Annotated in this window: 8 protein-coding genes; 5 read left to right on the top strand and 3 right to left on the bottom strand. The window is 39.1% G+C overall.

The genetic code is table 11. The features are described 5' to 3' along the window. Positions 1–173 precede the first annotated feature (173 nt). The 5 genes from PHO71_RS04255 to PHO71_RS04235 are packed head-to-tail and all read left to right on the top strand — an operon-like array spanning position 174 to position 8,602. Positions 174–2,408, top strand: coding sequence for a GH92 family glycosyl hydrolase (locus tag PHO71_RS04255; protein WP_300199398.1), 2,235 nt, complete (start codon positions 174–176; stop codon positions 2,406–2,408). Further along, complete coding sequence (locus PHO71_RS04250) at positions 2,405–2,959, top strand: RNA polymerase sigma-70 factor (protein ID WP_300199395.1); 555 nt, start codon at positions 2,405–2,407, stop codon at positions 2,957–2,959. The genes PHO71_RS04255 and PHO71_RS04250 overlap by 4 nt, the downstream gene beginning before the upstream one ends. 52 nt (positions 2,960–3,011) lie before the next feature. Then, complete coding sequence (locus PHO71_RS04245; protein WP_300199393.1) at positions 3,012–4,004, top strand: FecR family protein; 993 nt, start codon at positions 3,012–3,014, stop codon at positions 4,002–4,004. A gap of 27 nt (positions 4,005–4,031) precedes the next feature. Then, complete coding sequence (locus PHO71_RS04240; RefSeq protein ID WP_300199390.1) at positions 4,032–6,308, top strand: GH92 family glycosyl hydrolase; 2,277 nt, start codon at positions 4,032–4,034, stop codon at positions 6,306–6,308. A gap of 17 nt (positions 6,309–6,325) precedes the next feature. Continuing rightward, on the top strand, positions 6,326–8,602 hold the full coding sequence (locus tag PHO71_RS04235; protein WP_300199388.1) for a GH92 family glycosyl hydrolase: 2,277 nt from the start codon (positions 6,326–6,328) through the stop codon (positions 8,600–8,602). Between the two features lie 258 nt (positions 8,603–8,860). Here PHO71_RS04235 and rsgA read toward each other — a convergent pair whose 3' ends face one another. From rsgA to PHO71_RS04220, 3 genes are all read right to left on the bottom strand, one after another. Then, complete coding sequence (gene rsgA, locus PHO71_RS04230; protein ID WP_300199386.1) at positions 8,861–9,916, bottom strand: ribosome small subunit-dependent GTPase A; 1,056 nt, start codon at positions 9,914–9,916, stop codon at positions 8,861–8,863. After that, positions 9,913–10,725 (bottom strand): class I SAM-dependent methyltransferase, encoded by an 813-nt coding sequence (locus PHO71_RS04225; protein WP_300199383.1) that lies wholly within the window; start codon positions 10,723–10,725, stop codon positions 9,913–9,915. The genes rsgA and PHO71_RS04225 overlap by 4 nt, the downstream gene beginning before the upstream one ends. Positions 10,726–11,028: 303 nt before the next feature. After that, positions 11,029–14,301, bottom strand: coding sequence for a glycosyl hydrolase (locus PHO71_RS04220; RefSeq protein WP_300199380.1), 3,273 nt, complete (start codon positions 14,299–14,301; stop codon positions 11,029–11,031). Positions 14,302–15,000: the final 699 nt, after the last annotated feature.

Genomic DNA, 15,000 nt, shown 5'->3' with positions numbered 1-15,000 from the left:
TAATTCTTCATTCTTTATTTTATGATTCTTCACTATAAAAGAGATTAGTTTCTAATGAAAAGAAGAGACTAGTCTCTTCTTTTTAATTTATTTTTTCTACCTTTGTAAATAGATTAATTATTTTCTTTATCCTTCAAATAACAAAATAAGTAATCACTAATACCCAAAAGACAATGAAAACGCCGATTTATCTATGCCTGTTTTTAGCTTGCATTTTTGCTGCTTGCACTTCTACAGAAGAAAAACATGAAATAGATTATTCATCGTACGTAAACCCATTTATCGGAACCGATTTTACAGGTAATACTTATCCCGGTGCCCAAGCCCCCTTCGGCATGGTACAACTTAGTCCGGACAACGGACTTCCAGGCTGGGATCGTATCTCCGGTTATTTTTATCCAGACAGCACGATTGCAGGATTTAGCCATACCCACTTATCAGGAACAGGTGCAGGAGACTTATATGACATATCTTTCATGCCGGTCACGTTGCCATATAAAAAGGCAGAAGCCCCACTTGGTATTCACTCAAAGTTTTCTCACGAAGATGAAATAGCATCTGCAGGCTATTACCAAGTACGATTGAAAGATTATAATATTAATGTTGAATTAACAGCAACGGAGCGCTGTGGTATCCAGCGATACACATTTCCTAAAGCACAAGCAGCAATCTTCCTAAACCTGAAGAAAGCTATGAACTGGGATTTTACTAACGATTCTTATATTGAAGTGATAGATTCAGTTACCATTCAAGGTTACCGTTTCTCCGACGGTTGGGCACGTGACCAACATATCTACTTTCGTACTCGTTTCTCCAAACCCTTTGAAAAAGTTGAATTAGATACTACAGCTATTATTAAGGATAACAAACGTATTGGAATTACAACTATCGCACGTTTTGATTTCAATACTCAGGAAGGAGAACAAATCCTTGTAAATACAGCAATTTCCGGTGTCAGCATGGAAGGTGCAGCCAAAAATTTGCAAGCAGAAGTCCCAGAAAACAATTTCGACAAATATTTGGCAGAAACTAAAGACAGTTGGAATCGGCAACTCAGCAAAATAGAAGTAACGGGAGACAACGAAAATGATAAAGTGAACTTTTACACCGCCTTATACCATTCCATGATCGCTCCTACTATCTATAGCGATGTGGATGGAGCTTATTATGGTCCGGATAAAAAGATACATAAAGCAGATGGTTGGGTAAACTATAGTACCTTTTCTTTGTGGGATACTTATCGTGCTGCTCACCCACTTTTTACCTATACCGAACCGGAGCGTGTCAATGATATGGTGAAATCTTTCATTGCATTTTACGAACAGAACGGACGCTTACCAGTCTGGAATTTCTATGGAAGTGAAACAGACATGATGATTGGTTATCATGCAGTACCCGTCATTGTAGATGCTTACCTAAAAGGAATCGGTAACTTCGATGCAGAAAAAGCACTGGCTGCGTGTGTAGCTACTGCCAACATAGATAGTTATCGGGGAATTGGTATTTATAAGAAACTGGGATATATCCCATATGATGTAACAGATAAGTATAATGCTGAAAACTGGTCATTATCCAAAACCTTAGAATATGCTTTCGATGATTACTGTATCGCTGAAATGGCTAAGAAGATGGGGAAGAAAGACATTGCAGATGAATTCTATAAACGTTCTCAAAATTATAAGAATCTCTACAATCCCGCCACTTCATTCATGCAGCCTAGAGATAGTAAAGGAGGCTTTATCAAAGACTTCAAAGCTGATGACTATACTTCACACATCTGTGAAAGTAACGGTTGGCAATATTTCTGGTCTGTACAGCATGATATGAAGGGTTTAATAGACCTTCTTGGAGGCAAAAACCGATTTGCTCAGAAGCTGGATAGTATGTTTACTTATTCTCCTTCGTCAAATGAGGAACTCCCTATATTCAGTACAGGTATGATTGGACAATACGCACATGGCAATGAACCGAGTCATCATGTGATTTACCTCTTCAACTCCATTGGACAAGAGAATCGTACACAGGAATATATTGCCAAAGTAATGAATGAACTTTATCTCAATACTCCGGCCGGTCTTTGTGGCAACGAGGATTGTGGACAGATGTCCGCTTGGTATGTATTCAGTGCTATGGGATTTTATCCTGTCAATCCGGTAAGCGGGCAATATGAGATAGGCACTCCCCTCTTCCCGGAGATGAAACTTCATCTGGCTAATGGCAAAACATTCACAGTACTCGCCCCGAAAGTAAGTAAAAAGAATATCTATATTCGCTCAATCAAAGTGGACGGACACTCCTATAACAAAACCTATCTTACACATGAACAAATCATGAATGGAGTTAAAGTAGAATTTGAGATGAGCGATACTCCTAAAACATTTGGAGTCATTTTTGGAGGAAAAGAATGAACGAAAACTTCGAATTAACCTACAAAGTCCTATTCCGCAGGTACTATCCAAGCCTGATTTTCTATGCTACCCGCCTGGTAGGAGATGAAGAGGCAGAAGATGTAGTACAGGATGTATTTGTAGAACTCTGGAAAAGAAAAGACAGTATGGAGATAGGCGACCAGATTCAAGCCTTTCTCTATCGGGCTGTTTATACCCGGTGTCTCAATGTACTGAAACATCGCAGTATAGAGGAAGGATATTGTGCTGCTATGGAAGAGATTAACCAAAAGCGGGCAGAATTCTATCAACCGGATAATAATGAGGTTATTCGAAGAATCGAAGACCGGGAACTACGAAAAGAAATATACGATGCCATTAACGAGTTGCCAGACAAATGCAAAGAGGTATTCAAATTAAGTTACCTGCATGAGATGAAGAACAAAGAGATAGCGGACATTCTTGGAATCTCACTCCGCACAGTGGAAGCTCATATGTATAAAGCACTAAAATATCTACGAAATCGCCTCGATCACCTTTGGCTTGTTTTTTTCTTATTTTTATGGAAATAAGATAAGTGTTTTTAGAGATTAAATTGTTTTTATAATAAGAAGGAAAAGAAAAATGAGAAATCTGAGCGAAGACATACTAAAAAAATATTTGATGGGAGAATGTTCTGAAGAACAACTGACCGAGGTAAATGCCTGGGTTCAAGAGTCCGACGAACATGCCTGTCAGTTATTTCGTATGGAGGAAATTTATCAATTGGGTAAAGTAAACTCTTATGCGGATAAGTTACGTATGGATGTTGCAGAAAAGAGACTTTACAAGAGAATTAAACAAGAAAGCGACAAACAACTTAAAACAATACGTATGTACCGGTGGATGAAATATGCCGCTATTATTACTGTAATATTATTGTTAGGCGGAGGTGCCGGATACTGGTTCTATCAAAACGAAACAGAAATGTTGGTAGTTACTGCCAATAAAGGAATTGTCGAAGAAATAACTTTGCCGGATGGTACTCAAGTATGGTTAAATAATTCTGCTATCTTGAAGTATCCAAGTAAGTTCTCCGATACAGAACGGAATGTTTATCTGGAAGGAGAAGCTTTTTTTAAAGTAACCAAAAATCATCAATACCCATTTACCGTAGAAAGTGATGTGATGAAAGTACGGGTATTGGGCACCGTTTTCAACTTTAAATGCGACAAACAGGGTCGGGTTGCCGAAGCAACATTAATTGAAGGAGAAATCGAAGTAAAAGGCAAACAAAATGAAGGTCACATTATTCTAGCTCCGGGACAACGTGCTGAGTTGAATAGAAGCACCGGCAGGCTGACTGTTAAACAGGTTGAAGCCAGATTAGATGCAGTTTGGCACGATGATTTGATTCCATTTGAACAGGCCGATATCTTCACCATTACTAAAGCTTTGGAACGTTTTTACGATGTAAAGATCATCCTTTCACCGGACATTCGCTCCGACAAGACCTATTCAGGTGTATTGAAAAAAAAATCAAATATAGAGTCAGTATTGAAATCGTTGCAAAACTCAATACCAATCAATTATAAAATTGTAGGAAATAATATTTTTATTTCTTCAGATAACAAATAAGCAATTAAACATTAACAGACATATACCATGAATGTAAAAACACTCTTTATAGGATGTTTAGGGGGACTATTATCTCTAAATTCCTGTACTGAAACAACAGAAACTGCCGATTACAGTGCCTATGTAAATCCCTTTATCGGGACTGGCGGACATGGACATACTTTTCCGGGAGCTGTGGTTCCTCACGGTATGATCCAACCAAGTCCTGACACCCGTATTGATGGTTGGGATGCTTGCTCCGGATACTACTATGCTGACTCAACAATTAATGGTTTCTCTCATACACACATCAGTGGTACAGGCTGTTGTGATTATGGGGATGTACTCCTTATGCCTACTGTAGGCAAACAGCAATATGTAACAACAGATCCGGAAAGCCAACATCTGGCTTACGCTTCCTCCTTTTCTCACCAAAATGAGATAGCAGAACCCGGTTACTATTCAGTTTTTTTGGATACTTACCAGGTAAAAGCCGAACTCACCTCTACCAAACGCGGAGCTCTTCATCGTTACACTTTTCCTGAAAGTAAAGAAGCCGGATTTATTCTGGATCTTGATTATAGCCTACAACGACAAATCAATTCCGAGATGGAGATTGAAGTTATCAGTGATACTGAAATATGTGGACATAAAAAAACAATGTATTGGGCTTTCGACCAATATATAAATTTCTATGCGAAATTCTCAAAGCCATTCACTTATACATTAATCACTGACTCCGTCACAATGGATAATGGAAAACGTCTACCCAGTTGCAAGGTATTATTACACTTCGAAACTACAAAAGATGAAGAAATATTGGTAAAAGTCGGAGTATCTGCAGTTGATATAGCCGGTGCACGCAAAAATGTTGAAAGTGAAATAAAAGACTGGGATTTTGAAAAAGTACGCAAAAATGCACGACACGCCTGGAACAAATATCTGTCTAAAATAGATATCACTACACAAAACCAAGATGATAAAACGATTTTCTATACAGCTCTATATCATAGTGCCATCAGTCCAAACCTGTTTACAGATGCTGACGGACGTTATTTAGGTATGGATATGCAAGTTCATCAGGCAGATACAATCAACCCAATTTATACAGTTTTCTCTTTATGGGACACTTTCCGCGCATTGCATCCATTAATGACCATCATTGATCCTGATCTGAATAATCAATTTATCAACTCATTGATCAAGAAACATCAGGAAGGCGGTATTTTCCCAATGTGGGATCTAGCATCTAATTATACCGGAACAATGATTGGCTATCATGCTGTTCCTGTCATTGTAGATGCATATATGAAAGGATACCGAGATTTTGATGTCAAAGAAGCCTACAATGCTTGTCTACGTGCTGCTGAATATGATACAACTGAAATTAAATGTCCCGCATTGGTACTTCCTCACTTAATGCCTAAAGCTAAGTTCTACAAAAATTCCATCGGATATGTGCCGTGCGACCGTGAAAATGAATCCGTTGCTAAAGCTCTGGAATATGCATATGATGATTGGTGCATCTCTATATTCGCTGACGCTATGGGTGACTTTGAAAACAAAGCAAAATATGACCGTTTCGCAAAATCTTATGAATTCTATTTTGACAAATCAACGGGATTCATGCGTGGACTTGACTCCAATGGCGAATGGCGTACCCCCTTCAATCCTCGTGCTTCTACCCATCGTAACGATGATTATTGCGAAGGTACAGCCTGGCAATGGACATGGTTTGTTCCTCACGATGTAGAAGGATTGGTTAGTCTCATGGGAGGAGAAGATGCTTTTGCCGGCAAACTAGATTCATTGTTTACTGCCGACTCAGCATTAGAAGGAGAAACCACTTCTTCAGATATCAGCGGACTTATTGGACAATATGCACACGGAAACGAACCAAGCCATCACGTTATTCACCTATATAATTACGTAAACCGCCCTTGGAGAACTCAGGAACTGGTAGATAGTGTTTATCGCAGCCAATACGCCAACAGCATCGACGGATTGTCCGGAAACGAAGATTGCGGACAAATGTCTGCTTGGTATATTCTCAATTCAATGGGATTTTATCAACTATGTCCCGGCAAACCAATTTACTCAATCGGACGTCCGGCTTTCGATAAAGTAGTGATTCGCTTGCCAGAAAGAAAAACTTTCACTATAATTGCAAAAAATAATACGAAAACAAATAAATACATCAAAAGTGTTACTCTAAATGGACAACCACTTACCACTCCGTTCTTCGAACATTCAGATATCACGGCAGGAGGAATAATGGAAATCATAATGAGTGACAAACCGACAAAATGGGGGAAAAACAACTAACTACCAATAAATATAACATGAAAAGATTTTTATTATCAGCCTATGTATTTTGCATAGCACTCTTCTCGTATGCCGATGACTGGACACAGTACGTCAATCCGTTAATGGGTACACAGTCTACTTTCGAATTATCAACTGGTAACACCTATCCAGCCATTGCCCGTCCTTGGGGAATGAATTTCTGGACCCCCCAAACCGGAAAGATGGGTGACGGATGGCAATATGTATATACAGCCAATAAAATCCGTGGATTCAAACAAACTCACCAACCTAGCCCGTGGATCAACGACTACGGTCAGTTCTCTATCATGCCTGTAGTAGGTAAGCCTGAGTTTGACGAAGAAAAGCGTGCAAGTTGGTTTTCTCATAAAGGCGAAGAAGCAACTCCTTATTATTATAAGGTATATCTCGCAGAACATGATGTCATTACTGAGATGGCCCCTACAGATCGTGCAGCTATCTTCCGCTTTACATTCCCTGACAGCAAAAATTCATATGTCGTAATCGACGCTTTCAACAAAGGGTCCTACATCAAGGTAATTCCCGAAGAAAATAAGATTATTGGTTATACTACCCGCAACAGTGGAGGTGTACCCGAAAACTTTAAGAACTACTTCATCATCGAGTTTGATAAGCCATTCACTTATAAAGCTACTGTCAATAACGGTGCAGTACAAGAGAATGTTGCTGAACAGACTACAGACCATGCAGGTGCTATTATCGGCTTCGAGACTCACAAAGGTGAAAAAGTGAATGCCCGTGTAGCTTCTTCTTTCATCAGCTTTGAACAGGCTGCTCTTAACATGAAAGAACTTGGAAATGACCAACTGGAACAAGTATCAGAAAAAGGAAAAGAAGCTTGGAATCAGGTATTAGGCAAAATTGAAGTTGAAGGTGGTAATCTTGATCAATATCGTACTTTCTATTCTTGCTTATATCGTTCTCTCCTATTCCCGCGTAAGTTCTACGAACTTGATGCAGCCGGTAAACCGGTTCATTACAGCCCATACAACGGAAAAGTTTTACCCGGATATATGTTCACTGATACAGGCTTTTGGGATACGTTCCGTTGCTTGTTCCCATTGTTAAATCTGATGTATCCTTCTATGAACAAAGAAATGCAGGAAGGACTGATCAACACTTACAAAGAAAGCGGTTTCTTCCCCGAATGGGCAAGCCCCGGACATCGTGGTTGTATGATTGGAAACAACTCAGCTTCCGTATTGGTAGATGCTTATATGAAAGGTGTTAAAGTAGAAGATGCCCAGACGCTATATGAAGGACTGGTTCACGGAGCAGAGAATGTTCATCCGAATGTATCATCTACCGGACGCTTGGGACACGAGTATTATAACAAACTCGGTTATGTACCTTATGATGTTAAGATCAATGAGAATACTGCACGCACATTGGAATATGCTTACAATGACTGGTGTATCTACAAAATGGCTAAAGAATTGAAACGTCCGAAGAAGGAAATCAATCTTTACGCTCAACGTGCCATGAATTATAAGAATGTATATGACAAGGAATCAAAACTAATGCGCGGTAAGAATGCAGATGGTACTTTCCAGTCTCCATTCTCTCCGTTGAAATGGGGTGATGCCTTTACCGAAGGTAATAGCTGGCATTATTCATGGTCTGTATTCCACGATCCTCAAGGATTGATCGATCTGATGGGTGGAAAACAAGATTTCGTTCAGATGCTGGATTCCGTATTCTCCGTACCACCTATTTTTGATGAAAGCTATTATGGCGGCGTTATTCATGAAATCCGTGAAATGACTGTAATGAATATGGGTAACTATGCACATGGTAACCAACCAATCCAACACATGATCTATATGTACAATTATGCAGGCGAACCTTGGAAAGCTCAATATTGGTTACGTCAGGTTATGAACCGGATGTATACTCCGGGACCGGACGGTTATTGTGGTGATGAGGATAACGGACAGACTTCTGCTTGGTATGTATTCTCTGCATTAGGTTTCTATCCTGTATGTCCGGGAAGTAATGAGTACGTAACAGGAGCTCCGCTCTTTAAGAAAGCAACTTTGCACTTCGAAAATGGAAAGAACCTGGTAATTGATGCTTCTAATAACGACAAAAAAAACCTCTATATTGAATCTCTCAACTTCAACGGCAGTAATTATACAAAGAACTATTTCGGTCATGAAGATCTGTTAAAAGGAGGATTGATAAAGGTTAATATGAGCGATCAGCCAAACCTTAACAGAGGTACAAAAGATGACGAAGCTCCTTATTCTTTCTCTAAAGAATTGAAGAAGTAGCATTCTTTTCTCGCTGAGCATTATAATAATGAAATCCCGAAAGTTCGAAAGATCTTTCGGGATTTTATTATTATATCTGAATACATAAAGAGCTTTTTCTAAACCAATGTCTATATTGAAAATCAACTATATATTTCCTTCTGGATTTGGATTATGAGGACAGTAATCCTCGAGAAGACAGAGTTTAAATTTAACTTTTACACAAAAATAAAGTTTGGGTACTCTTTAAATAGAATACCCACACTACTGAGATATAGATTAAAGATTGGTTTTATGTTTCTTCACTTCATCCACGAGTTTTGAAAACGATTTATTCTTTTTTCGTTTTTCATGTTCCGAAGCAGAAAAGTACCATGCTTCCCGTTGAAGTTTCAGATAACTTTCATAAACTCTACAGTCTAACGCACCACTTTTTACCGCTTCTAAAACAGCACAACCCGGTTCATTAATATGCTCACAATCTCTGAAACGACACAGTTTTACATAGTCAGAAATTTCAAGTATTTCTGCCAGTGAATCGGAATTGCCGATAGTCAAACCAAATTCTCTCACGCCCGGAGTGTCGATTAATACACTTGAATTATCTATCAATACCATTTCCCGCCGGGTGGAAGTATGTCGTCCTTTTCCTGTGGACAAACTTATATCAGACGTGAGCAATACCGCTTTTCGGCAAAGCGCATTCACCAGAGAACTTTTTCCAACTCCCGAAGAACCGACAAAAACAACCGTTTCGCCTTCTGATATAGATTCCCGCAATTGGAGAATTGTTTGAGACTGATGAATACTTGTGAAAAGCACTGGCATCTGTCGGGCAATATGTTCAATTTGCTCTTCTATTTTCTGTCTATCAAGACCCAAATCAGCTTTATTAAGAACTAAGACAGGCTTGATATTTTCTTCCAATATCTGAACCATGAAACGTTCGGCCCTACGAACATTGAAATTATCATCAAGACTTTGCACAATAAATGCTTTATCGACATAAGACGCAATGGCTTGTTTATCGGCAACCGTCCCGTTTTTCTTACGATACAATGTTCGTTCACGGGGAAGCATATCAACTATAATCCCTTTATGGTCATCAAATGGTTGAAAAATCACCCAATCGCCCGTACAAGGTAATTCGGAATCTAACTTCCCATACATCATATTTCCGGTTAGTTCGCACTGAAACAGTCCGTTTTCAGAAACTACCTCATAACACGTCCTATGTACTATGGATACACGGCCATGACTCAAGGTATTGTATGTTGATTCTTGCTTTAGTTGGTTTAACTTATCATTCCAACCATAATTATTCAAATTCATCATTGTTTTATCTTTTTTGCGATGAAAAATACATAACCGTAGAATTCTTTATACTTACGGTATAGTTCTACTTCAATAGATTGAAGTTCGTTGAATTCTTCGGCGATCTTATTTCCTGCATATTTATTAAGAAAAATCTCCTGCGCTGGAATCTTTAGAGCAAAGTAATGTTCTGTCCAACAATTTTCGGGCAAAATAAATGTAGCGACAGGAAGATACCCTGCTTTATGTATCTTGGCTACTTGGTTAGGAATCGTATCTATTTCAGGATACGCATTCATCCAGAAGTCATTGATTTCCGCAGGACGTTCGTCTGTAAACCACGAACTTTCCGAAACGGCAATATATCCTCCTGTTTTCAAATACTTACGCCACTCATTCAGCCCTCGTTCAAAACCTATATTATATATAGCCCCTTCCGACCAAATCAGGTCTAATTCTTCATTCTGAAAAGGAAGTTCATCCATTGAACCGACAATACCTTCTACCCTGTCTTGCAAACCTAATTGCCTTGTATTACGATTAAAAATATTAATAAATCCGGGAAGAAAGTCAAGTCCGGTAATCCGTCCCTGTATATATTGAGCCAACACCATTGTCTGACCTCCTGTCCCACAACCGATATCAGCGATAAAGGATTTGTCGGTGAGGTTGTCTATAAAGCTCAATGCTTTCAGTGTTACCTCAGGACTTCCCGGTCCTTGTCGTTCCATATTGGAAAAGAAGTCACAAATTAAATTAAGTTCGAATTCGTGGATTGTTTTATTTTCGTTACTCATTATCTTACTGTATTTTGCATACACGGAAAGCACAACAATGCTTTCATCATTGTACGCAGATTAAACTTGAATTATAATAATAGAAAACCACTCTCGAAAAGGAGTTATCCGAGAGTAAACGAAAGGACAATCTGTATCAGAAACACAGATTGTTTATAAAACCAAATCCGATTTAAATGTCTTTGTCATACAGCAAAGATATATAATATTTTATTTGATAGTAATTTTTTTGCCAATAAAATGTGTTATCATCACAACAGAGTTATTTGAAACCATAGACAACAAATAGAACATACAGCTAAAACTTCACGATCATCTATCAGCTTTCAACTTTATTTACCGCTCAACGAGAACAGATACCGGCCCCATTAATCCACTCTCTCTTAGGGCAGCATTTTTATCAGGCCATCTTAGCACCCAGGTCTTTCGCTCATTTTCAGGTTGAGCCGCATCAAAAACAAGCCGGTTAAACCAAGTACTAGTAACCTTTACTGTAAGTTGATTTTCTCCCGATTGAAGTGCATCAGTTATATCAGCCCGATAAGGCAATGTCCAGAGAGTCCGTACCGGTTTACCATTGAGAAGCACCTCAGCAATCATATCTACTTTTCCTAAATCAAGAATATAGTTTGTACCATGACTCTTATCTACCTTAAAAGTAGTACTATAATCTACAGTTCCTGAAAAAGCCTTAGCCTCAGCCGAAAGCTCTAAGTCTTTCCATGCCTTCAAAGCTGTTAGTTGAAGCGATTCCGGTGCTCCCCATCCACTAGGAAATCTTACTGTCCAAGTATTAGTAAATGGTATTGTTGCTATTACTTTTCTTTCTTTCGCTATTATTTCCGTAGCTGGTTTGTCTTTACGAAAAACAACAAAGCATGAACCGGCCTGAGGTAAATCAACTTTTACCATGGTCCGTGCTCCTTTTGTTTCATAAACAGCCGGTGTCACATCACCAGTCAAAGGATCCCATATCTCAACATTACCTTTATTTCGAAAATCCAACTGCCCTGCAAATTCCTTACCCTGAGGAGCTGCCACATAATACCAATCGGCTTGATCAATATTCCTATGTGACCATAATACATCCTGACCTTTTACATCCGGTTCCATATTCAACTTCGTTAAAGCCTCATCCAAAGTCATTCCGCTTATCATTCGACCTTTGCCGATTGACCGAATTCCTTGCCGGATATTATTACCCCAAATCTTTTTAACCATCTTATTAAAATGCTTCTGAGCTACCTTTCCACCGGAAAGTGTAGCTAAACCAACCGGAGCTTCTCCAATTACAGTCGCTCCCGCTTGAATAAGCGCATATAACTTATCCAAAGTTTCCACACACATACGTGGAGCTTCCGGCAGCCAAAGCACACGATAACGAAGTCCTTCAGGAGTAATCAAATCACCATTATCAACACCTAAACGATTCAACAAAACATCCTGATTACAATAATCATATTTAAATCCAATGGGGAAAGGTGCATTTTGATCAGGTTTATGATTGATTTCATCACCCAAATACCAAAGAACATCTGACACAGGTTTCCCTCTCTCCATCAAATAGCTACAACGAGCCAAATAAGTGGTAAACTCAGGCATATACTTCCACCACGTCTGTCCACGCAAGAAAGGAGTACCGATACCGGCCCCGGAGAAAGAGGTCCCCGGCGCAAGGGAAGTAACATTGGGATTGTGTGTATAAGTATGGAAAACCAAATGAGTGACTCCTTCGATACTATTTATATTAGCCACTTCTTTCAACATTTGCCAATGTTCATCCCAAGTATGAGAGAATGAAGTAAAAGCTTCCGCAGCAACACGTGGTTTACCATAAATACGAGCAGCGGAAGTAGTTGGCTTAATAGGTTTAAAGTTGAGCGAACCCACAAAATTATCCATTATAGGTTGCCAAAATTCGCACATCGGCACATCGGCAAACTTGTAATATTCTAATATATCTGCGGGAAAAACATCTCCGCCCGCTGTTTCATAAGTTATAGAGAGATTGTTTTCCTTTGCCTGTTTAGACATATTGCCATAGAAGTTATGAACAAACAGCTTATTCAGGACTCTACGCCAATCACACAAAAAGCGGAAAGTACTCTCTTGATCATCGACCACATAACCCAACAGTGCGGGTAACCATTTCTGCATGGAATACCCCATCATTTGCTCAAACTCTTTATCTAGTTCGGCAGTCCATGTTTGCGTCCGGCATTCCCAACTGTCAAGCAACATTCCTTTAAGCAACCCGTTTGCTAATGGACCATTATCTCCGGACAGACGCCCTATATAACCGGCAAAATGAGTACTCGAACCTTCCGTAGAGAGTTTATTACATTCCCATCCTGTTCCTTCAGGAGGTGCCGGAGAATTACGCTGGCCTGTATTGATATGTCCGATACGTAATATAGTCCATTTGCCCTTAGGGGCTTTCCATCTCAAATTGCCTTGCTTATCCATTGAAGCAGTTATGTCAATTATTTCAGCGGAATTCACAAAAGTTTCCAATGCAACTTGTTTGCCCTCTCCACTTCTTTCAATACTTCTTAAAGTCCAACCGGCTTCCGATTCCCAATTATTTTTTCGGGAAGCAGAAAACAAACGTAGTGACCTAAGTGCAATGTCATGTTGATTAACAATAGAAATCTTATATTTCTTTGCACCTTTCGATTCAGAGCAAGCCAATGATATGGGATAATTATCTTGCCAATTACTTTGAGGTAAATCGGTATCCAATACTTTCTGAACAGTTCCGTCTGATAAATAAGCTTCCAATTTTACATGAATACCGGGTACAAAACACCAAGGATGATTGGCTTCATTGATAGAAGGAAATTCCAATGTCCGGATCACAGTTTCATTTAAAAACTCTACCTCTATCCAATAGGGATTATCAGCAGATGTAGGGTTTAAGCGCATTGCGTCTTTTGCCTTACCTAAGAAATAATCCCCCCACATTTCCTGTTTATTACTTTTAAAAGAAGAAGGATTCAGCGGTTCACCGGTATCATCTTTAGGAGTTGGAAACGCAATTACCATGATATCATTATAATCTCTCCATTCTTCATTACTAGGTTGAGGAATGGGAAGTACTTGTGTCATTTCTATACCATTACCCTCTATATCTGTTCTGCTCGATGCCAAATGACGCATTGCATTCGAAGGCTTAATCCAAGGGCCGCCCGACATTGCCCAGCCGGGACAGTTCTGCATAGTGAATCGCAAACCCAATCGTTGGCACTCTTCGGCTGTATGTTTTACCATTCCATCCCATAACGGACTAAGACACGTTATCTGTGGTTCAACTCCGGGCCATGGACCACCAAATTGTCCATGAAACAAATGCACACCCGAAAAACCGGCAGATGCAATCGCTTCCAAATCTTTCGTAATCCCTTCGATCGATACATTACCTCCTATATAGTGAAACCACGTCTCCGGGTAGAAAACCTTATCCGGAGACGTGAATTTATTTATATCCGAATCATTAAAAGGCGAATAAAGTTCTTCAGTGGATGGAGTGACAGGAACTTGTGCTTCGATAGGAATGGATATGCCAACTAAGAACCCGATAATAGAAACCAATAAAAGTGTATTTCTCATAATAATATTTTTAGAATGAAGTAACATTTGGATAATACAAGAGCCATGTAAAATCTCATATACAAAACTATTGCACAATATTCGTAAATTTAGTTCACATCTGCAAAATAATTACTGATAATTTAGGCAACAGACAGATAATATATCAAATATAAAAATATTGAGATAGATATGTTTTCTCAATTAATTTATATTATTAGAAATAACCCATGCAGAAATGAGTATAACTGCTTCGGAAATGACAGAAATACGATCAGGAAAATTAATTTGATCCGGTATTTGCTCTCACGCTCTCACTTTTTGTTTGTATCTGCCTATTTATCGGCGTTTCAGCAGTGAGAGCAACTGTGAGAGCGGAGTGAGGGCAAGTGTTTGCCCTCACTGTAAACGGACCGAAAATTCTAGGTAAGTTTTACTTTAACCAAGGATACTTTTATTGATAACCCTTTAGGTCTTTCTATTAGTTCCCTTTGTTTGTTAATAGCTCACAAGTGTGAGCCTATTTGTTTACTATCGTAAGCTAATAGGCTCACACTTATAAATAAATAAGCTAACAATAGTGGACGTTTGTATTTGATTAGTTATTAGTATTGTATGTACCTATGGTTTTACTAATAGGAAGCTAGCTTTGGTATCAGATATGCTAATCGTTTCCTCTATTTGTCTTGAGTGAGGGCAAATGGTTGCTCTCACTCTGCC

It is taken from the genome of Bacteroides sp. (genome assembly GCF_028690125.1).
In the GTDB taxonomy this organism is placed as follows: Bacteria; Bacteroidota; Bacteroidia; order Bacteroidales; family Bacteroidaceae; genus Bacteroides.
This window is presented reverse-complemented; position numbering and strand designations above follow the sequence as displayed.

Coding starts and splice junctions, on each gene's coding strand:
- PHO71_RS04255 (WP_300199398.1), top strand. CDS start 174: ATGAAAACGCCGATTTATCTATGCCTGTTTTTAGCTTGCATTTTTGCT.
- PHO71_RS04250 (WP_300199395.1), top strand. CDS start 2,405: ATGAACGAAAACTTCGAATTAACCTACAAAGTCCTATTCCGCAGGTAC.
- PHO71_RS04245 (WP_300199393.1), top strand. CDS start 3,012: ATGAGAAATCTGAGCGAAGACATACTAAAAAAATATTTGATGGGAGAA.
- PHO71_RS04240 (WP_300199390.1), top strand. CDS start 4,032: ATGAATGTAAAAACACTCTTTATAGGATGTTTAGGGGGACTATTATCT.
- PHO71_RS04235 (WP_300199388.1), top strand. CDS start 6,326: ATGAAAAGATTTTTATTATCAGCCTATGTATTTTGCATAGCACTCTTC.
- rsgA (WP_300199386.1), bottom strand. CDS start 9,916: ATGATGAATTTGAATAATTATGGTTGGAATGATAAGTTAAACCAACTA.
- PHO71_RS04220 (WP_300199380.1), bottom strand. CDS start 14,301: ATGAGAAATACACTTTTATTGGTTTCTATTATCGGGTTCTTAGTTGGC.